The 19,210-nt window shown below is 69.9% G+C and carries 16 protein-coding genes; 8 read left to right on the top strand and 8 right to left on the bottom strand.

Annotated elements, in window-relative coordinates:
* The first annotated feature begins 157 nt into the window (after positions 1–157).
* Complete coding sequence (locus ACFWDI_RS30635) at positions 158–1,258, top strand: mechanosensitive ion channel family protein (RefSeq protein ID WP_385308942.1); 1,101 nt, start codon at positions 158–160, stop codon at positions 1,256–1,258.
* 54 nt (positions 1,259–1,312) lie between these two features.
* Here the strand turns inward: ACFWDI_RS30635 and ACFWDI_RS30630 are convergent, their stop codons facing one another.
* The 7 genes from ACFWDI_RS30630 to ACFWDI_RS30600 form a co-directional block, all read right to left on the bottom strand.
* Positions 1,313–2,500, bottom strand: a complete 1,188-nt coding sequence (locus tag ACFWDI_RS30630; protein WP_385308940.1) for a M6 family metalloprotease domain-containing protein — start codon at positions 2,498–2,500, stop codon at positions 1,313–1,315.
* 64 nt (positions 2,501–2,564) lie between these two features.
* Positions 2,565–3,830 (bottom strand): alpha/beta fold hydrolase, encoded by a 1,266-nt coding sequence (locus ACFWDI_RS30625; RefSeq protein ID WP_385308938.1) that lies wholly within the window; start codon positions 3,828–3,830, stop codon positions 2,565–2,567.
* Positions 3,831–4,023: 193 nt separating this feature from the next.
* Positions 4,024–5,394 carry an aldehyde dehydrogenase family protein gene (locus tag ACFWDI_RS30620; RefSeq protein WP_385308936.1) on the bottom strand — a complete coding sequence of 457 codons (1,371 nt, stop codon included), beginning with the start codon at positions 5,392–5,394 and terminating at the stop codon, positions 4,024–4,026.
* A 66-nt stretch (positions 5,395–5,460) separates the two neighbouring features.
* Positions 5,461–6,369 (bottom strand): dihydrodipicolinate synthase family protein, encoded by a 909-nt coding sequence (locus ACFWDI_RS30615; protein WP_385308934.1) that lies wholly within the window; start codon positions 6,367–6,369, stop codon positions 5,461–5,463.
* A gap of 81 nt (positions 6,370–6,450) precedes the next feature.
* On the bottom strand, positions 6,451–7,908 hold the full coding sequence (locus ACFWDI_RS30610) for an FAD-dependent oxidoreductase (protein ID WP_385308932.1): 1,458 nt from the start codon (positions 7,906–7,908) through the stop codon (positions 6,451–6,453).
* On the bottom strand, positions 7,889–8,203 hold the full coding sequence (locus ACFWDI_RS30605) for a (2Fe-2S)-binding protein (protein WP_327327491.1): 315 nt from the start codon (positions 8,201–8,203) through the stop codon (positions 7,889–7,891). Before ACFWDI_RS30605 ends, ACFWDI_RS30610 begins: the two co-directional genes overlap by 20 nt.
* A 27-nt stretch (positions 8,204–8,230) precedes the next feature.
* A complete protein-coding gene (locus ACFWDI_RS30600; protein ID WP_385308930.1) occupies positions 8,231–9,385 on the bottom strand; it encodes an NAD(P)/FAD-dependent oxidoreductase in 1,155 nt (384 codons plus the stop codon).
* Positions 9,386–9,582: 197 nt separating this feature from the next.
* On the opposite strand from ACFWDI_RS30600, the gene ACFWDI_RS30595 reads away from it, so the two are divergent.
* The 5 genes from ACFWDI_RS30595 to ACFWDI_RS30575 are packed head-to-tail and all read left to right on the top strand — an operon-like array spanning position 9,583 to position 15,263.
* Complete coding sequence (locus tag ACFWDI_RS30595) at positions 9,583–11,334, top strand: ABC transporter substrate-binding protein (protein ID WP_385308928.1); 1,752 nt, start codon at positions 9,583–9,585, stop codon at positions 11,332–11,334.
* Positions 11,335–11,348: 14 nt separating this feature from the next.
* Entirely contained in the window at positions 11,349–12,281 is a 933-nt protein-coding gene (locus ACFWDI_RS30590; RefSeq protein ID WP_362683526.1) for an ABC transporter permease, read from the top strand.
* Positions 12,278–13,264, top strand: coding sequence for an ABC transporter permease (locus tag ACFWDI_RS30585; protein ID WP_385308926.1), 987 nt, complete (start codon positions 12,278–12,280; stop codon positions 13,262–13,264). The genes ACFWDI_RS30590 and ACFWDI_RS30585 overlap by 4 nt, the downstream gene beginning before the upstream one ends.
* Positions 13,264–14,268 carry an ABC transporter ATP-binding protein gene (locus ACFWDI_RS30580; RefSeq protein WP_385308924.1) on the top strand — a complete coding sequence of 335 codons (1,005 nt, stop codon included), beginning with the start codon at positions 13,264–13,266 and terminating at the stop codon, positions 14,266–14,268. Before ACFWDI_RS30585 ends, ACFWDI_RS30580 begins: the two co-directional genes overlap by 1 nt.
* Positions 14,265–15,263 (top strand): ABC transporter ATP-binding protein, encoded by a 999-nt coding sequence (locus tag ACFWDI_RS30575; RefSeq protein WP_385308922.1) that lies wholly within the window; start codon positions 14,265–14,267, stop codon positions 15,261–15,263. The genes ACFWDI_RS30580 and ACFWDI_RS30575 overlap by 4 nt, the downstream gene beginning before the upstream one ends.
* Before the next feature lie 57 nt (positions 15,264–15,320).
* On the opposite strand, the gene ACFWDI_RS30570 is transcribed toward ACFWDI_RS30575, so the two are convergent.
* The gene (locus ACFWDI_RS30570) at positions 15,321–16,451 is read right to left on the bottom strand and encodes a M6 family metalloprotease domain-containing protein (protein ID WP_385308961.1); all 1,131 of its coding nucleotides are present in this window, start codon (positions 16,449–16,451) and stop codon (positions 15,321–15,323) included.
* A gap of 163 nt (positions 16,452–16,614) precedes the next feature.
* On the opposite strand from ACFWDI_RS30570, the gene ACFWDI_RS30565 reads away from it, so the two are divergent.
* Positions 16,615–17,598, top strand: coding sequence for a LysR family transcriptional regulator (locus ACFWDI_RS30565; protein ID WP_385308920.1), 984 nt, complete (start codon positions 16,615–16,617; stop codon positions 17,596–17,598).
* Between the two features lie 144 nt (positions 17,599–17,742).
* On the top strand, positions 17,743–18,753 hold the full coding sequence (locus tag ACFWDI_RS30560; RefSeq protein WP_385308918.1) for a pyridoxal-phosphate dependent enzyme: 1,011 nt from the start codon (positions 17,743–17,745) through the stop codon (positions 18,751–18,753).
* The last annotated feature ends 457 nt before the right edge of the window (positions 18,754–19,210 follow it).

The raw sequence follows: 19,210 nt of genomic DNA, 5'->3' as shown, positions 1-19,210 counted from the left end.
GATGACAGGTCGCGCCGAGTGGACTCCGTACGACCCGACGCGACCGCACAACCGCCCTCCCAGACTGCACAGGTGGCATGGTGACGACACATCACATCCGGCTCACAGCGGCAACCCCCGCCGTCCGCGCTCTTCCCCGTACAACGGGAGGAAAGCGGTGAACCGGGACCTCACACTGCACGACGTGATCGTCGCCGGAATCGCGGTGGCCGCAGGCATCGCGGCCGCCCTGCTGCTGCTCGTGATCCTGAAATGGCTCGGCGAACGGGCCGGCAGAACGCGTTGGAGCGGCGACGACATCCTTGTTGACGCCCTGCGGGCACTGGCCCCCTGGGCAGCGATCACCGGCGGCGTGGCGGTCGCGGCGTCGGTGCTGCCACTGAACGCCGGGGTCGGACGCAACGTCACCATGACGCTCACCGCCGTGCTCATCATGGCCGCGACCCTCACGGCCGCGAGGATCGTCGCCGGGATGGTGCAGGCCGTGGCGCAGTCCAGGTCCGGTGTCGCCGGGTCGGCCACCATATTCGTGAACATCACGCGCGTCGTGGTGCTGGCCATGGGCTTCCTTGTCGTACTGGAGACCCTGGGCGTCTCCATCGCCCCGCTGCTCACCGCGCTGGGCGTGGGAGGTCTGGCAGTCGCCCTGGCCTTGCAGGACACTCTGGCCAACCTCTTCGCGGGAGTGCACATCCTCGCTTCCAGAACGGTGCAGCCCGGTGACTACATCAGGCTCAGCAGCGGCGAGGAGGGCTATGTCGTCGACATCAACTGGCGCAACACCGTGGTGCGCCAGCTCTCCAGCAACCTGGTGATCATCCCCAACACGAAGCTGTCCGGCACCAACATGACCAACTTCCACCGGCCGGACCAGCAGATGACGCTCAACGTGCAGGTGGGAGTCGGCTACGACAGCGACCTGGACCATGTCGAGCGGGTCACCACCGAGGTCGTCGAGAGCGTGATGGCGGACATCGCCGGCGCCCTGCCCGACCATGAACCGGCCGTTCGTTTCCACACGTTCGGCGACTCCAGGATCGGCTTCACGGTGATCCTGGGGGTCGGCGAGTTCAGTGACCAGTACCGGATCAAGCACGAGTTCATCAAGCGTCTGCACCGCCGCTACCGTGCCGAGGGCATCAGCATCCCCGCTCCGACGCGGACCATTGCCGTGCAGCAGGGAGAGTTGCCGATTCCCCACCAGCGCTCCGCCGGGGAGCCGATGACCGCACCGACGCATCGGGTCCCCGCGGTGTGACGACCGGGGGCAGAACGCATTCCTGTGTCACCCGTCCCTATGGGCGGCTCACCGTCACGCCTTGCTGAGCCGCACCACGTCCCCTGCCCTGCCGCCCGCGAGGACATCGATCCGGGCTCCGGTGTCCGGATCGGTGAAGGTCTGGCCGGGCGCGTATGCGGCCATGTCCAGCTGGGTGCAACCAGTGGGCGGGGTGGCGGTCGGGTCGGCGTTGATGATCCTGACCGGTCCCTCGCCGGTCTGCGCGGCGGAATCGACCTTGTAGATGAGGACGCCGGTGGAGCAGGCGCCCTGGTCATTGCCCTCGGCGCGGCGGGACTCGGCGACGTACGCCGTGGTCTCGCCGGTGCGCAGTACGGCGATCTTGGTCCCGCCGGGGCGCTCCACCGGGGTCAGCCGTACCGTGCGGCGTCCGGGGCCGGGCAGGCAGGACACCTGGTTGTCGCGGGTCCAGCCGAGCTTCCACGAGTGCCAGCCGAGGTACTGAGGGGCGGGTCCTGCGATGTTGCCCATGACGTCCCAGCCGCCGGCGTACTGGTGGGTGGAGCCGGTGAAGGAATACAGGTCCGGGAGGCCGAAGGTGTGACCGGTCTCGTGGGCGGCGACCTTGTACCCCCAGCGCCACATGTCCTGCCCGAAGGTGACCGCCCACTTGAGGCGGGTGCCGTCGGCGGTGACACCGGGCGTGGTCGGGTCGTAGAGGTAGGTCGGGGAGAAGGAGATCGCGGCCGCTGCCTTCGTGGGAACGACATAGACCATGTCGTACGCGGAGAGGTCCGCGTAGGGGTCGGCGGCGGTGATCGCGTCGCGGACGTACTTCTCGTGGGTCTCGAAGGTGAGGCCGCGCGCGAATCCGTACGAGGTGGAGTCCGCGGGCATCCGGATCCAGCGGTGCAACGAGCTGATGGCGAGCCGGGAGCGGCCGTAGCCGGCTCTGCTCATCCAGTCGGCGGCCGGGGCGAGTTGGGCGGCGTACCCGTCCGTGGAGTCCGTGGCCTGCGCGTCGGGGAAGTCCACGAACACGGTCAGGACGCGGTGGGTGCCGGTGGAGCGCTGGAACTGGGTCCGATCGGTGTTGTGGCCCTCGTCGGTCCAGCCGGTCTTGCCGGGAAGGGCACAATCAGCGGCCGGAGCAGGCGAATTGGGCGTTGTAGCAGCGGTGGCAGCGGTCGGGGCGGCGAGAGCGGAGACGAGGGCGAATACCGCGGTGAGGGGCCGCAGGCGGGTCGGCAGGGCGGACATGTCTCTCCCATTGGGGGCGGTGGTGACAGGCGGAAGCGGAGGGGAAGGACGGCAGAGGATGGGGTTACGCGCGGTCTGCGGCCAGGTCCATCAGACGGGCCAGCACACGGCCGCCGGAGGCGGTGACGCCATCGTGCTCCCATTCATTGGTGATCCAGACGCGGGTGGCACCGACCTCGCACGCGGTGCGCAGGGAGAGTGCGGCGTCCACATACATGTCGTCGTGGTAGACGACCGCGGCGAGGGGGACCTGGTTGGCGGCGAGGCGGTGGGGGTCGTACAGCGGCGGCCAGTCGGCGCGTTCGGCCAGCAGGTCGGCGGCGTCCGCGAAGGGGCGCAGACCCGTGATGTCGCGGAACATCCACGGGTAGATCATTTCTCCGGTGAGCAGAAGGGGATCCGCGTCCTCGGCGAATTCAGGGAGGCCCGCGAGCGCCCGCGAAGCGGCCCAGCCGCTCGAAGCCGCGCCCTGACCGTAGAGCGTCTCCTGCATCACGGCGAACAGCGGATTGTCGGTGAAGCCGGTGAGGGCCATCACCTGATGGAGGAAGGTGTCGGTCAACTCGCCATCTCCGTCCAGGGATTCGTCGAGCAGCCAATGGAGCCGTTCGAAGCCGTCGCCCATGCCGAGGGCGAGTCCGAGGGTGCGCAGGCGGCGGGTGGTGAGGCGGTCTCCACTGGGGAGGTGGACCTCGGTGGTCGCGAGGAGATCGGCGATCCTGCGGAGGCGGGGGGCGTCGTCGGGGTAGCGGGCGTAGAAGTCGAGAACGCGGTCCCGCACCCGCGGGTAGGTGCGGGCGTACACGTCGTCGGCGGTGGCGGTGAGACCGGGCAGACCACCGGTCACGTAGCAGGCCCGCAGGCCCTCGGGTGCCTGGGAGAGGTAGGTGAGGGTGATGAAGCCGCCGTAGCTCTGGCCGAGTGTCTCCCAGGGCTGTCCACCACAGAGCTGACGTCGTATCAGTTCCGCGTCGGCAACCACGGCGTCCGCACGGAAATGGCTGAGATGCGCGGCGAGTTGGGCGGGGGATGTGAAGCGGGCGGCGGACCGGGCGGTGACGGGGGTGGAGCGGCCGGTGCCGCGCTGGTCCAGCAGGAGTACCCGATGGGTCTTGAGCGCCTGGGGCAGCCAGCTCGGTGAACCGGCCGACGGACGGGGTGATTTGCCGCCCGGGCCGCCCTGCAGGTAGAGCAGCCAGGGAAGTCGCTCGCCGACGCGGGCCGGGTCGACGACCTCACGGGCGAAGACCTGGATGTCCGGCCCGTTGGGGGCGGAGTGGTCCAGGGGGACGGTGAAGACGTGGTCGACGGTCGCGTACGCGGGGTTCATGGATCCCTTTCACAGCCCAGGAGCTGCGGCGTGAAGTGTGACATTGCATGGATCATCATGGTGCGGCCGGCTGTCGGCGGGGAGCCCCCAGGTCCGCATAACTCCACGTTATGGACGGCCGTGCCGCCCGAGTCAGCCGTGGTCCGCGCTCGACCACGGCCGCCTCCTCATTGACCTGCGTCGGAACCCCTTGTCACGTTGTTTTCACAGGTGACAGGGTGTACGTGCGGCTCGAGGTGTAGAACTCCAAGGCTGCGTGACCCTGTTCGCGCGGCCCGTGGCTGGATGCCTTGGCGCCGCCGAAAGGCAGGTGGAAGTCGACGCCGGTGGACGGGGCGTTGATCCGGATCATCCCGGTGTCGAGCTGATCCAGTCCGTTGAGGGCCGTGTCCAGGTCCGCGGTGTGGACCGAGGTCACCAGGCCGTACGGGACCGAGTTGGTGATCCGTACCGCGTGGGCGAGGTCGTCGGCGGGCAGCAGGGCCGCGATGGGCCCGAAGACCTCCTCGCGCAGCAGCCGGTGTCCCGGGGACACCTTCTCGACCAGGGTCGGGGCCGCGTACCAGCCGGGGAGGTCGGGCACGGTTCCACCCGCGAGTACCGAGAGCCCGGCCCAGGCACTGCTGACCTGATCGCGAGCATGTTCGTTGATGAGGGGTCCGCACACGGTGGACGGGTCGGCCGGGTCGCCGACCGGGACGGTCCGCAGCGCCTCGGAGAGTGCCTCGCGCAGGGGGTCGAGGGCCGCGCCGACCGCGATCACGCGGCTGGTGGCGGTGCACTTCTGGCCCGCGTATCCGGCAATCGCGGCGGCGATGTGGACCGCGGCCCGCTCGATGTCGGCGTCCGGAAGGACGAGGGCCGCGTTCAGGCCGCCCATCTCCGCCTGGACCGGGATGCCCCGGGCCGTGGCGGCACGTGCGACTGCCCGGCCGACGGTTGTCGAGCCGGTGAAGGAGACGACGTCGGCGGCGGAGACGAGGGCGTTGCCCTCGTTCGCCCCGCCGGGAAGCACGGTGAACACCCCGGCCGACAGGCTCCGTTGGACGATCTCGGCCAGGCGCTGGGCACATGCTGTCGCTTCCGGAGCGGGCTTGAGGACGACCGCGTTGCCCACGGCGAGTGCCGGGGCGGCCTTCCAGCTCGGGATGGCGAAGGGGAAGTTCCAGGGTGTGATGAGGCCCGCGACGCCGTGCGGGCGCCGGCGGGTGAGGAGGAGTCCGGGGCCGCCACCGGGTTCGTGGACGGCGCCGGTGGGTTCGTACGGGGCCTGGGCGTAGTACCGCCAGATCGCGACAGTCCGCGCGACCTCGGCCCGGGCCTCGGCGAGCGGCTTGCCCACCTCGCGCACGGCGAGTCCGGCAAGTTCGTCCGCGGCGGCCTCGATGCCGGTGGCGACCGCGGTGAGCGCCGCCGAACGGGCGGCCGCACCACCGATCAGCCAGCCGGGTTGGGCGGCGCGGGTCCGCTCGACGGCATCAACAACCGTGAACACGCCGGGAGTCGGGATGTTGACGAGTACGTCGGTGGGGTCGGCCGGGTTGTGGGAGACGAGGCTGGTCATAGGAGGGAACCTTCGGGGAAGGGGTCGTGGAGGACATGTCGCGTACACATGCGGGGGGTCCCGTGGTCACTGGTGACCGTCGGCGACGGCCTTCTCGGTGGCGGCCCGGACTCCGGCCTCGATCTCCCCTGTGAGAGGGAAGCGCGGCGGGCGGGTGGGGCCACCGCGGCGGCCGACGATGTCCATGGACAGCTTGATGGACTGGACGAACTCAGTCTTCGAATCCCAGCGCAGCAGCGAGTGCAGGGACTTGTAGAGCGGCACGGCGGTGTCCAGGTCACCGGCGACAGCGGCGTTGTACAGCTCGGCGCAACTGGCGGGGAAGGCGTTGGGGTAGCCGGCGATCCAGCCGACCGCACCGGCCACGGCGAGTTCGAGCAGGACGTCGTCCGCACCGATCAGCAGGTCGAGTTCCGGGGCGAGTTCGGCGATCTCGTACGCGCGCCGTACATCGCCGGTGAACTCCTTGACCGCGACGATGTGCCCGTCGCCGTGCAGCTTGGCCAGCAGCCCGGGCGTCAGATCCACCTTGGTGTCGATGGGATTGTTGTACGCGACGACCGGCACCCCCGCCTTGGCGGCCTCGGCATAGTGGGCGCGGACGGCCTGCTCGTCGGCCCGGTAGGCGTTCGGGGGCAGCAGGAGGACCGAGCCACAGCCGGCTTCGGCCGCCTGCTCCGCCCAGCGGCGGGCCTCGGCGCTGCCGTAGGCGGCGACACCGGGCATTACCCGGGCCCCGTCGCCCGCCGCCTCAACGGCGGTAAGGACCACGCGGGCCCGCTCCTCGTCGGTAAGGGTCTGGTACTCGCCGAGCGAACCGTTCGGCACGACGCCGTCGCAGCCGTTCTCGATCAGCCAGGCGACGTGCTCGGCGTACGCGTCGTAGTCGACGGACAGGTCGTCGCGCAGGGGCAGCGCGGTGGCGACCATGATCCCGCGCCAGGGACGGGTGCTGTTCCAGTTGGTGGCGGTCATGTCAGTAGCCTCTCTATAATGTGTGACATTTTACTGATAGGGATGTGGGCGCCCACAAGAGGACGGGCCGCGGGTCAGCGGTCAATTCCCAGGGGCGGTATCGGGCCCGATCTCGGCGGGCTCGTCGAGCGAGGCGAGTGCCGAGAGCGGAACAGGCACGGCGAACGGACGGCGTTCGGCGGGTGATTCCACGCCGCCCTCGCGGGCTGCCAGACAAGCTACAGCCGTCCCGCACACACGCCCCTGGCACCAGCCCATGCCGGCCCGGGTCAGGAGTTTGACGGTGCGTGCGTCGCGGGCCCCGAGCTCGGCGACGGCATCATGGATGCTTCCGGCGGATACTTCCTCACAGCGGCACACGTCCGTGTCGTCGGTCAGCCAGCCCGTCCAGCCCGGTCCCGGGGCATGGGCGACGGTCATCGCGTCGGCGAAGGCGCGCCGCCGGTCCCGGCGGCGTTGCAGCTCGCGGACGCGCCCCTCGCGGACGGGGTACCCGTAGAGTCTGGCGGCTGACGCGAGCCCGGCCAGTTCCCCTTCCGTGCGGGCCAGCTGCGCGCCACCGACTCCCCCGGTCTCCCCCGCCGCCCACAGGCCACGCACCGAGGTTTCCTGAAGGCCGTCCAGAGCCAGGGCGGATGTCCCGTCAGCCAAGGGGCGGGTGGCGCAGCCCAGTGTGGTGGCCAGCTCGATCTGCGGGACAAGGCCGTGTCCCACAGCGAGCGCGTCGCACTCGATCCGCCGGCCCGCCCCCCGTACGGGCCGCCAGTCGCGGTCGAGCCGGGTGACGGTGACGGCCTCCACCCGGTCGGTGCCGTGCACCTCGGTAACCGCGCTGCGGGTGCGCAGCCGTACCCGGTGCCGCAGCAGAGCGGCACCGTGGACCGCCGCCTCGAGAAGTTTCTGCGGGTTGGCCGCGAGCGCGCGGGGACGGCGGGCGTATCCCAGATAGCCGGACGCCTCGATCACGGCCGGGACCTGCGCGCCGGCGGCGGCCAGCGAGGAGGCGACCGCGAGCAGCAGGGGCCCGCTGCCCGCCACGACCACGCGCCTACCGGGCAGCACCAGGCCGGACTTGAGCATGGCCTGCGCTCCCCCGGCACCCACGACGCCCGGCAAGGTCCAGCCGGGAAAGGGCAGTTGGCGTTCGTACGCCCCCGTCGCGAGCAGGACCGTCCGGGCCCGCACCCGCACCGACCGCTCTGCGGTGCCGTCGACCCCGGTGACGGCGTGCACCGCCCACAGGCCGTGGTCCTCCTTGGCGACCGCCCAGACATGGTGTCCGTGGAGGTGGCTGACGTCGCTCTGCTCCAGGCGTCGGCGGAGCTCGGCGAAGGCAGCCCAGTCGTGGTGCAGGGCCTCGGGCCGCGCCGCCTTCAGGCTGGGCGCCGGATGCCGGTAGAACTGCCCACCGGTCTGGGACGAGGCGTCCAGCAGAGCTACGGACAGGCCGAGTTCGGCGGCGGTGACGGCGCCCGCGAGACCGGCGGAGCCCGCTCCGATCACCACGAGGTCGTACGGGTCAGACGCTGAGGCCGGCATGGCCGTGTCCCTCCTGGGTGGTGATCACGTCGCCGGGACGGGCAGGCACCAGACAGGCTCTGCGGTTGGGCTCCCCGTTGATGACGGCGAGACAGTCGTAGCACTGCCCGATGCCGCAGAAGACACCCCGCGGGCGGCCGGCCTTGCGCGTGGTGCGCCAGGCGAGGATGCCCGCGGACCACAGGGCTGCGGCGACGGACTGCCCGGGCAGGGCGGTGACGGGACTGCCGTCCATCGTGATCTCGAAAGACGGGCCGGGGTTCGCCCCGACCAGGTCGGCGGGGGTACGGGCCACTGCGGGCCTCCTCTCGTAGCAGATGGGTCAAGCGGCGGATTCGAAGCGGCCGGGATGGAACGGGCCCAGGTCCAGGGGAAGTTCACCGCCGTCCAAACAGCGCGCGACGATCAGCCCGGTGGCCGGAGCAAGCCCGATCCCCGCGCCTTCGTGACCGCAGGCGTGCAGCAGGCCGGGCACTCGCGGATCGGGGCCGATGGCAGGGAGATGGTCGGGCAGGTACGGACGGAAACCCGCATACGTCCGCATCGCCCGGACCCCGGCCAGGACCGGGAACAGTGCGGTGGCCTGCGCCGCCAGACGGCGCAGCACCTCGGTCGACAACGTACGGTCGAAGCCGACCCGTTCCCGGCTGGCACCGATCAGGACGGGGCCCGCCGGGGTGCCCTCGACCACGGCCGAGGTTTGCAGCGCGGCCGAACCGCTCGCGACATCGGAGACATAGTCCGCGGAGTACACCTTGTGCCGCACCATGCGCGGCAGCGGTTCGGTGACAAGGACGAAACCGCGGCGGGGCAGCACGGGAAGCTCGACGCCCGCGAGCCGGGCCAGCTCGCCACCCCAGGCGCCGGCGGCGTTGACCACGTGCGGGGCATGCACATCGCCGGCCACCGTATGCACTCCCCGCACCCGTCCGTCCGCCGTGGTGAGCAGGCCGGTGACCTCCTCGTCGAGCCTGAGGCACACCCGGTCACCGCCCGCGCGCAGCAGATGCGCGGCCGCCAGGGCCGGCATGACCTGCGCATCCTGGGGGTAGTGGAAGCCACCTGCCAGGCCGGTGGCCAGATGCGGCTCCAGGTCCTTCAACCCGTCCCCCGGGACTTCCTCCGACCGCACACCGGCCTTCTCCTGTCCGGCCGCGAAGTCGCGCAGGGCTTGCATCCCGGCCTCCCCGGAGGCGACGACGAGGCCGCCCTTGGGTTCGTACTCGATCTGCGGCGGGAGCAGTTCGGCCAGCTCCTGCCACAACCCGGTGGACAGCAGCGCGAGTTCGAGTTCGGGTCCGGGCTCCTTGTCGGAGACCAGGAGGTTGCCCTCGCCGGCACCCGTGCTGCCGCCCGCGACGGGGCCGCGGTCGATCACGGTGACGGAGAGGCCGGCCCGGGCTGCGTAGTAGGCGCAGGCCGCGCCGACCACGCCCGCACCGACGACGATGACGTCCGAGGTGTTTCTTGTGAGCACAGCAGTAATATTTCACATAGCACTGACGATGCCAAGGGTTTCGCGCGATCCGCCCGCCGCTCACCCTTCCGGCGGTCCCCCTCGGACACAGGTGAGTAACGGACTCGCCGATGCCTTGTCAGTGCAATTTCACATTACTATGTTACCGGTCACATTCCAGCCCTCTGGCTGGCCGACTGTTCTCGGAGTGACCACTGATGAACAAGCGCACCCTTACCGCCGTCGCCACCGCCCTGGCGGCAACCATCACACTCGGCACAGCCGGCTGTTCCGGCTCCAAGCACCCGGCCGCGGGCAAAGGCGCCGGCGGCAAGAACCCGGCGACCGCCAACCAAGGCGCCGCAGTCGGCGGCACTCCGCAGAAGGGCGGCACCCTCACGGTCCTGTCCAACCAGGACTTCACCCACCTCGACCCGGCACGCAACTGGGTGATGAGCGACATGGAGTTCGGGACCCGGCTGCTCTACCGCACCCTGGTCACCTACAAGGCAGCCCCCGGCACGGCGGGCGGTGAACTCGTCCCGGACCTCGCGACCGACCTCGGCACCTCCTCCAACGGCGCCAAGACCTGGACCTTCCACCTCAAGCAGGGAATCAAGTACGAGGACGGCACGCCCGTCACCGCGCAGGACATCAAGTACAACGTGGAGCGGTCCTTCTCCCCCGACCTGCCCGGCGGCGCCGACTACGCGGCCCGCTACCTGGCCGGCGCCGAGGGCTACCAGGGACCTGCCGAGGGCAAGCACCTCGACTCCATCAGGACGCCCGACGACCACACGATCGTCTTCGAACTCCGCAAGCCCTTCGCGGAGTTCCCGAACGCCACCGTCATGCCGACCTTCGCCCCGGTACCCAAGGGCCAGGACAAGGGGCCGCAGTACGACAACCGGCCGTTCTCCTCGGGCCCGTACAAGATCGAGTCGTACCAGCGCGGCAAGAAGCTGGTGCTGGTGCGCAACACCAGCTGGGACGCCTCGACCGACGAGGTGCGCAAGGCGTACCCGGACAAGCTGGTCATGGTGATGGGGCTGAAGGCCAACCAGATCGACGACCGGCTGATCGCCAGCCAGGGCGCGGACGCCTCCGCCGTCTCCTGGGGTGCGCTGCGGCCGGAGAGCGCGGCCAAGGTGCTGCCCAGCGCGGAGGTGCGGAAGCGACTTATTGCCGAGTCGACCAACTGCACGGACATGGTCCAGATGCACACCGGGCGGGCTCCGTTCAATGATGTGAAGGTCCGTCAGGCGGTGCAGTACGCGCTCGACAGGGACTCAGTGCTCACTGCCTCGGGCGGCCCCGCCTTCAACGACCTGTCCACCGCCTACATGCCGGCCACCCTCTTCGACGGCAAGGAACCGGACACTCTGAAGATCCCCGCGACCGGGGATGTCGAGAAGGCGAAGCAGCTGCTGAAGGAGGCGGGCAAGCCGGACGGGTTCGAGACGAAGATGACCGTCTCGACCGGGGACAAGGGGCGGGCCGAGGCGATCCAGCAGTCGCTGGGCAAGGCCGGGATCAAGGTCACCATCGAGACCGTCGACCCGTCGGCGTTCTACGCGACGATCGGCGACACCAAGAACCGCACCGACATCGCGTACACGGGCTGGTGCCCCGACTACCCGTCCGGCTCCACCTTCCTGCCGTTCGTCTTCGACGGCCGCTACATCAAGGAGAAGGGCAACTCCGGCAACCACTCGCTCTTCCGCGACCGGTCGACCATGAAGCGGATGGACGAAATCGCCGCCATGACCGATGCCAAGCAGGCCAACACCGCCTGGCGGCAGCTGGACGGCGAGATCCTCGCCATGGCCCCCGCCGTACCGGTCCTGGTCCGCCGCTGGCCCCTGGTGCTCGGCAGCAACATCGCGGGCGCCTACGGTCAGACCTCCTTCGGCGGTCAGCTCGACTACGCCACAGTCGGCCTCAAGGACCCCTCCAAGAGCCAGGGCTGAGGGTTCGACAGATCATGACCACAGCAACTGCACCAGTGGAGGTTCCGGCGGGCAGCGGCCCCTGGCAGCTGGCCCGCGCGGAACTGCGCCGCCGCACCTCCGTCAAGATCTCCCTTGTCATCGTCGCGCTCTTCGTCGTCATGGCCGCCGCCGCGCCCCTGCTGAGCGCGCTGGGCGGCTGGTCGCCCGACGAGTTCGACAAGTCCGCCGTCGACCCCTATCTGGGCGGGCTGCCGCTCGGACCGCTCGGCGGGATCTCCGCCGACCACTGGCTGGGCGTCGAACCCGTCTCCGGCCGCGACCTGTTCGCCCGGGTCGTGCACGGCGCCCAGGTCTCCCTCCTGATCGCCTTCACCGCGACCGCGATCGTCGTGGTCGCGGGCACGGCGGCCGGGATCGCGGCAGGCTACTTCGGCGGCCGCACCGACGCGGTCCTCAGCCGGATCATGGACCTGACCATGTCCTTCCCCTCACTCATCTTCATGATCGCGATGATGTCGGTGGCCAAGGACGTCAACCGGATCGTGCTGATGACCGCGGTGATCGGGCTGTTCGGCTGGCCCGGCATCGCCCGCGTGGTCCGCGGCCAGACACTCTCGCTCAAGCACCGCGAGTACGTCGACGCCGCGCGGGTGGGCGGATCGGGGCCCTGGCGGATCCTCACCCGCGACATCCTCCCGGGCGTCGCCGGGCCCGTCATCGCCTACACCACCCTGATCATCCCGGGCATGATCGCCACCGAAGCGGCCCTGAGCTATCTGGGCGTCGGCGTCCGCCCGCCCACCCCCTCCTGGGGCCAGATGATCGCCGAGAGCGTCGCCTTCTACGACACGGATCCCATGTACTTCGTCATCCCGAGCATCTGCCTCTTCCTCGCCGTGCTCGCCTTCACCCTCCTCGGAGACGCGCTGCGGGACATCCTCGACCCGAGGGGAAGCCGCACATGACCCGCTACCTCGGCCGCCGGCTGCTCGGCGTGATCGGCGTGCTGATCGCGATCGCCGCCGTCACCTTCACCATCTTCTACGTCCTGCCCTCCGACCCGGCCGCCGCGGCCTGCGGCAAGTCGTGCAGCGCCGAACGCCTCACGGCGATCCGCGCCCACATGGGCCTGGACCAGCCGATCTGGGCGCAGTTCTGGGACTTCCTCTCCGGCATCTTCACCGGCCGCACTCTGGGCAGCGGCCAGTACGCGCTGCACTGCGGCTTTCCGTGCCTCGGCTACTCGTACGAGAACAGCGAGTCCGTCTGGGGCCTGCTGATGGACCGGCTTCCGGTCTCCGCCTCGCTGGCGTTCGGCGCGGCGGTGCTGTGGCTGCTGCTCGGACTGACCGCCGGAGTCACCGCCGCCCTGCGCAAGGACACCCTGCTCGACCGGGTCCTGATGATCGGCGCGGTCGGCGCCGCCTCGATGCCCGTGTACTTCACCTCGATGATGCTCATCTACGGGCTGATCCGGGTGGCGGGGCTGTTCCCCTATCCGCAGTACGTGTCCTTCGGCAGCGACCCCGTCCACTGGGCGACCAACCTGCTCCTGCCGTGGCTGGCACTCGCCATCCTGTACGCGGCCATGTACGCACGCCAGAGCCGCAGTTCGATGATCGAGACGATGGCGGAGCCGTTCATCCGCACGGCCCGCGCCAAGGGCCTGCCGCGTCGCACGGTCGTCGTCAAGCACGGGTTGCGGGCCGGCATGACGCCGATCCTCACCATCTTCGGCATGGACCTGGGCGGGCTCCTCGCGGGCGCCGTCATCACCGAGTCCATCTTCGGACTCCCGGGCATCGGCCGGCTCTTCTACGGCGCGCTCTCCAGCGGGGACCAGCCGGTCATCCTCGGGGTCACGCTGCTGGCCGCCACTTTCATCGTCGTCGCCAACCTGGCCGTCGACCTGCTGTACGCCGTCGTCGACCCGAGGGTGAGGTTCTGATGACTGGAAGTCAATCTCTGCTGAGCGTACGGGACTTGAGTGTCATCTTCGCGACGAAGCGGGGGCCGGTACGGGCCGTGGACTCACTCAGCTTCGACGTCCACCGGGGCCGCACCCTGGGCATCGTCGGCGAGTCCGGTTCGGGCAAGTCCGTCACCTCGATGGCGGTGCTCGGGCTGCACACCGCCGCCGAGGTCACCGGCTCGATCAGCCTCGACGGACAGGAGCTGCTGGGGCTCCGGGAGCGGGAGCTGAACCGGCTGCGGGGCCGCCGGATGGCCATGATCTTCCAGGACCCGCTCTCCAGCCTCCACCCCTACTACACGGTCGGCGAGCAGATCGCCGAACACCACCGGGTCCACTTCAACTCCCGCCGTGCGGTGGCCCACAGACGGGCCGTGGAGATGCTCGCCGAGGTCGGCATCCCCGAGCCGGCACGCCGGGCGGGCGAGTATCCGCACCAGTTCTCCGGCGGGATGCGCCAGCGCGTGATGATCGCCATGGCACTGGCCTGCGAGCCCGAACTCCTCATCGCGGACGAGCCGACCACCGCCCTCGACGTCACCGTCCAGGCCCAGATCCTGGAGCTGATCGCCCGGCTGCAGGAGGAGCGCGGACTCGCCGTCGTCATGATCACCCACGATCTCGGGGTGGTCGCCCGGGTCGCCCACGAGGTGCTGGTGATGTACGGCGGACGCGCGGCCGAACAAGCCCCGGTGGACACCCTGTTCGCAACCCCCGCCCACCCCTACACCCGCGGGCTGCTCGACTCTCTGCCCCGGCTCGACGACAGCGACGACGAACCGCTGCGGGCCATCCCCGGCAGCCCGCCGTCCCTGCTGGCCCCCGCGCCCGGCTGTGCGTTCGCGCCCCGCTGTGCCCGGGCGGCAGGCGCCTCGGAGAGCGAGCGGCTGCGCTGCGAGACCGAACGGCCCCTGCTCTCCGGACCGGCCGAGCATCCGGCCGCCTGCCACCTCCCCGCATACGAAGGCGTCGCCTCATGACCAGTACAGCTCAGCCACTCCTCAGCGAGCGACCACTCCTCAGCGTGCGGGACGTAACGATGGCCTTCCCGGGAAAGCGCCGCGGCAGGGATCCCGTGCGAGCCGTCGACGGCATCAGCTTCGATGTGGCCGCCGGCGAAACGCTGGGCCTGGTCGGGGAGTCCGGCTGCGGCAAGTCCACCACCGGCCGCATGATCGTACGGCTGCTCGAACCCACCACCGGCTCGATCACCTACGACGGCCACGACATCAGCCACCTGTCCCAGCGCGAACTCAAGCCACTGCGCCGCGAACTCCAGATGGTCTTCCAGGACCCGCACTCCTCCCTCAATCCGCGACAGACCGTGGCCCGGATCATCTCCGACCCCCTTCTGGCGCAAGGGAGTTCGCCGACGGACGCACGCAAGCGAGCGGCCGAGCTGATGGACCTGGTCGGACTCATCCCCGAGCACATCGACCGCTATCCGCACGAGTTCTCCGGCGGCCAGGCCCAGCGCATCGGCATCGCCCGCTCGCTCGCCACCAGCCCCCGGCTGGTCGTCGCCGACGAGCCCGTCTCCGCCCTCGACGTCTCCGTACAGGCCCAGATCGTCAACCTCATGGAACGCCTCCAGCAGGAGCTCGGCCTGGCCTACCTCTTCATCGCCCACGACCTCTCGGTCGTCAAGCGGGTCTGCGACCGGGTCGCCGTCATGTACCTCGGCCGGATCGTCGAAATCGGCGACAAGGAACGGGTGTACGCCGCCCCCGCCCACCCCTACACCCGGGCACTGCTCTCCGCGGTGCCCCTGCCCGACCCGGCGGCCGAGCGGGCCCGTGAGCGCATCACGCTCCTGGGCGACCCGCCCAGCCCGGCCGCTCCCCCACCGGGCTGCACCTTCCACCCACGTTGCGCCAAGGCCCAGGCCATCTGCCGCGCCGAGGCGCCACTGCTGCGGATCGCCGCACCGGGCGAGCCGCGGGAGGTCGCCTGCCACTTCCCCGAGGCGGCCTGAACACGGCCCAGCCCCGGATCCGCACAACGGATCCGGGGCACGACTGTTCCGTCCTGGCTAGGACTTGGTGACTCGCACCGTCTCCCCGTAGCCATCGGCGCTCAGCACGTCGATCCGTACCCCGGCCGCGGAGTCCGTGAATGACTCACCGGCCCAGTACGGGGCATCGTCCAGCGGGCGGCACCCGCTCGCCGGAGTGGCACTGGGCTTGGCGTCCATGACCCGGATCGGTCCGTAGCCGGTCTGCACGGATGTGTCGACCTTGTAGACCAGCGCGCCGGTCGAACAGGCTGCCGTGTCCGCCTGGACCGACCGGCGGGATTCGACGACGTACGCGGTCGTCGGTCCCGTACGCACCACAGCCAACTTGGTGCCGCTGCCGTACTCGACCGCGGTGAGATACACCGTGCCGCTGCCGGCCGAGGCCTGGCAGTAGACCTGACTGTCATCGGTCCAGCCGAGCTTCCACGACTCCCAGCCGAAATACTGCGGCGCCTTCCCCCCAACCAGACCCATCACGTCCCAGCCGCCGACGAACCGGTGGCCATCGGTGCCCGTGTCAAAGGCGTACAGGTCCGGCAGCCCGAAGCTGTGGGCGGTCTCATGGCCGACCAGCTTCGGACCCCAGTGCCACATGTCCTGGCCGAAGGTCACCGCCCACTTGATCCTGGTGCCGTCGGCGACGACACCCGCCGTGCCCGGGTCGTACACGTACGTGGGGGTGAACGAGATCGCCGACGCGTTCCTCGTCGCGACGACGTACACCATGTCGTACCGCGAGAAGTCCACATCCGGGTCGGCGGCCGTCACGGCATCCCTGAGGTATGCCTCGTGTGCCTCGTGGCCGAGACCGCGTGCGAAGCCGTAGTCCGTGGAGTTGTGCGGCATCCGAACCCAGCGCTGCTGCTGGGTGATGGCGAGCCACACCTTGCCGTACGAGGCGTTCCACAGCCAGTCCGCGCCGGGCGTGAGCTGTGCCGCGTCGTCGGCCGGGGACTCGGTGGCCGGTGCGTCCGGGAAGTCCACGAAGATCATGCCGACCCTGATGGTGCCGACGGGGCGCTGGAAGACGGAGTAGTCGGTGTCGTGGCCCTCGTCCGTCCAGCCGGTGGTGCCGCCAAGGGCACAGGCTGATGGGCCGGCTGAAGCCGCCTTGGCGGGCGGCGTGCCGAGGAGCAGCAGGAGCATGGCGGCCAGCAGCGCAGGCAAGAGCACCCTGTGCGCCGGCGTCAAAGGACGGGATCGTCTCACGTGATCACTACCTCTCGACCTATGGCATGTGACATTTCACACAAGACTGCAGCTGCACGCCCCTGTCCGAAAGCTGTCGTTGCTCCATAACATCCCCGCCATGGATCTGGAGGTACGGCATCTGCGGGTGGTATGCGCGATCGCCGAGGCGGGCAGCCTCACTCGCGCCGCTGCCTCGCTGCGCATGACTCAGCCGGGGCTCAGCACCCAACTGCGCCGCATTGAGGCCATGCTGGGCGGAGCCCTCTTCGACCGCAGGCAAGCCGGCGCCGTCCCCACACCCTTCGGCGAGCTGGTACTGAGCCGGGCGCAGGCCATCCTGCCGGGGATCGACGGCCTCCTCGCCGACACCGCCCGGGCCGCCCTGGCCGCCCGCCGAACCTCGGCCCCTGAGCGAGTCCGCATCGGGTCGGTCGGCGCCCCCCTGATCGGCCATCTCATTCTGGCCGTAAAGGAGCTGCTGCCCCACTCCGAAGTGACCTCGCGCTGTCAGTACTCCCCCACAACTCTGCTCGACGATCTTGCGGCGGGCCGCTTGGAAGCGACAGTGCTCGGCGACCATCCCGACCAGGAGCTACCGCCACTCGAGGGCGTGGTGCTCAACCCGATCGTCACCGAGCCCGTATTCGCCCTCCTGCCGACGGCCCACCCGCTGGCGGCGCAGGAGGAGGTCTCGCTGGCTCAACTCATGGACGAGGACTGGGCAGTCCCCCGCCCCGACAGCGACCGCACCCGCGAATACTGGTCGTCCGTCTGCGCTCAGGCAGGTCGCCGTCCGTTCACCCCGTACGAAGCCGAGGGGCGGCAGTTGATCGAGATCGTACGGGCCGGCTTGGCCGTCAGCCTCTGCCAGGCCACCTTCATCGAAGCCCCGGGCGTCGCTGTCCGTCCGCTCGCCGGAAATCCTCTGTGGTACCGGCATGTTCTGGCCTGGCACCGCGACGGCGCTCTCGCCGCACACGGGGCCGAAATCCACCGCAGAGTCGCCGCCGGCTATCTGGACACCTGCGCCGCCAGCCCTGCGTACGCACGTTGGCGAGAACGGCATCCGCAATCGGCCGGATCGGCGGAGACCAGAACCTGAGCCCATGGGCGAGGGGCACGCGGCTGACGAAGCCGTTGTCGCAGCCGGAGGTGGCTGTCGAGCGGCATTGCGGTCCGGCGCCTTGTCGTGGACAGTTGCTCCCGGTACAGGGAGCCGAACGCTTGGAGGAGAGGTCGGACCGGTATGAGAGGACCGCTGCTGCACCGGCGGTTTCCGCAGCTGGTCACCTCATTGCCGTACCTCCCGCTCGGCGATCGGCCGACGCCCGTACGCGAGCTGACCGGGTTGGCACACGGGGTCTCGCTGTGGTGCAAGGACGAGAGCGGGTTCGGCTCGGGCGGGTGGGGTGGCAACAAGATCCGCAAGCTTGAGTGGATCCTCCCCGATGTGCAACGCCGTGGGACACGAACCATCCTCACAGTGGGTGGTCTCGGTACGAACTGGGGCCTGGCCACGGCTCTTTACGCTCGGGAGCAGGGCCTGACCACCGCGCTCGCCCTGATCGACCAGCCGGTCGACGACCACGTCCGGGCACAACTGGAGCGGCTTCGACGGTCCGGTGCCACCCTGCACTTCACCCGTACCAAGAATCGGACAATCGCCGCCGCCCCCTGGCTCTTCCTTCGCCATGCCACGGGGAGACGGCTGCCATACTTCCTGCCGGCGGGCGGATCCGCACCGGTCGGTACGCTCGGCTACATCGAAGCAGCCCTCGAGCTCGCGGCCCAGGTAGCGGACGGCGCCCTGCCGGAACCCTCGCATGTGGTCACCGCCGTCGGCTCAGGGGGTACGGCCGCGGGACTGGCTCTCGGCCTCCGGCTGGCAGGGCTGCGCCGCACCCGAGTGGTGGGCGTGGTCGTCAATCACACGCTGCAGCTGGACGCGCAAGCCGTGGTCACGCTGGCCAGGAAAACCGAGCGTTTGCTTCGCAGGCGGGGCGCGAACCTTCCTCCGATCCAGATCGCGCCGGACGATGTGACGATGGTGCGGGACTGGCTGGGCCCGGGCTACGGCTACGCCACACCGCAGGCCCTTGAGGCGCAGCGACTCGCCGCCGACAGTGCGCACATGGAGCTTGAGCCCGTGTACACGGCGAAAGCGCTGGCTGCCGTGCTCGCGATGGCGGCCGACGGTCGCCTCGGCACCGGCCCTGTTCTGTTCCTCCATACCCACGGCCCCAGGGACGGCCTCTGAGCACCACCGGCTCCAGGTGAGCAACTCCGCGTCGAGGTCTGCCGGTTCCAAGCGGACATCGTCCGCGGGGTAACAGCAGACGACAGTTCGGGATCGGCGTCAGCCCTGGCCGGGCCTGCGCTGCGGGTCCGGCCAGGGCATGAGTGGGACAGTCTTCATCGACGACGTGCGGTCTCATGGCGGGTGCGCGTCCGGAGAAGCACGATGCCTGCGATCAGCAGCACAGCTCCGGCCGCTGAAGGCCACAGCTGGGCGCCAGTAGCCGCAAGCCCGTCCGGTCCGGCTTGTCGCTCGCTGCTGCCGTCGGGCGCCAGGCCGTTCTCACCGGCGTCCGGCGGGCTCTGCGCGCCAGGCGTACCGGCAGCCGACCCCACCGCAACCTCGGGCTTCTCCACACCACCTGCAGTGTCCGGCGTACCCGTCGCACCAGGCTTAGCAGCCGAACCCGCCGCAACCT

The sequence above is a fragment of the Streptomyces sp. NPDC060064 genome (assembly GCF_042736455.1).
Classification (GTDB): Bacteria; Actinomycetota; Actinomycetes; order Streptomycetales; family Streptomycetaceae; genus Streptomyces.
The sequence above is the reverse complement of the archived record's forward strand: the minus strand, read 5'-3'. Positions and strand labels throughout refer to the sequence as shown.

What these genes read in the sequence shown, in the direction of transcription:
- ACFWDI_RS30630 (WP_385308940.1), bottom strand. Translation starts at nt 2,500, where the DNA reads ATGTCCGCCCTGCCGACCCGCCTGCGGCCCCTCACCGCGGTATTCGCC.
- ACFWDI_RS30625 (WP_385308938.1), bottom strand. Translation starts at nt 3,830, where the DNA reads ATGAACCCCGCGTACGCGACCGTCGACCACGTCTTCACCGTCCCCCTG.
- ACFWDI_RS30620 (WP_385308936.1), bottom strand. Translation starts at nt 5,394, where the DNA reads ATGACCAGCCTCGTCTCCCACAACCCGGCCGACCCCACCGACGTACTC.
- ACFWDI_RS30615 (WP_385308934.1), bottom strand. Translation starts at nt 6,369, where the DNA reads ATGACCGCCACCAACTGGAACAGCACCCGTCCCTGGCGCGGGATCATG.
- ACFWDI_RS30610 (WP_385308932.1), bottom strand. Translation starts at nt 7,908, where the DNA reads ATGCCGGCCTCAGCGTCTGACCCGTACGACCTCGTGGTGATCGGAGCG.
- ACFWDI_RS30595 (WP_385308928.1), top strand. Translation starts at nt 9,583, where the DNA reads ATGAACAAGCGCACCCTTACCGCCGTCGCCACCGCCCTGGCGGCAACC.
- ACFWDI_RS30590 (WP_362683526.1), top strand. Translation starts at nt 11,349, where the DNA reads ATGACCACAGCAACTGCACCAGTGGAGGTTCCGGCGGGCAGCGGCCCC.
- ACFWDI_RS30585 (WP_385308926.1), top strand. Translation starts at nt 12,278, where the DNA reads ATGACCCGCTACCTCGGCCGCCGGCTGCTCGGCGTGATCGGCGTGCTG.
- ACFWDI_RS30580 (WP_385308924.1), top strand. Translation starts at nt 13,264, where the DNA reads ATGACTGGAAGTCAATCTCTGCTGAGCGTACGGGACTTGAGTGTCATC.
- ACFWDI_RS30575 (WP_385308922.1), top strand. Translation starts at nt 14,265, where the DNA reads ATGACCAGTACAGCTCAGCCACTCCTCAGCGAGCGACCACTCCTCAGC.
- ACFWDI_RS30570 (WP_385308961.1), bottom strand. Translation starts at nt 16,451, where the DNA reads ATGCTCCTGCTGCTCCTCGGCACGCCGCCCGCCAAGGCGGCTTCAGCC.
- ACFWDI_RS30565 (WP_385308920.1), top strand. Translation starts at nt 16,615, where the DNA reads ATGGATCTGGAGGTACGGCATCTGCGGGTGGTATGCGCGATCGCCGAG.
- ACFWDI_RS30560 (WP_385308918.1), top strand. Translation starts at nt 17,743, where the DNA reads ATGAGAGGACCGCTGCTGCACCGGCGGTTTCCGCAGCTGGTCACCTCA.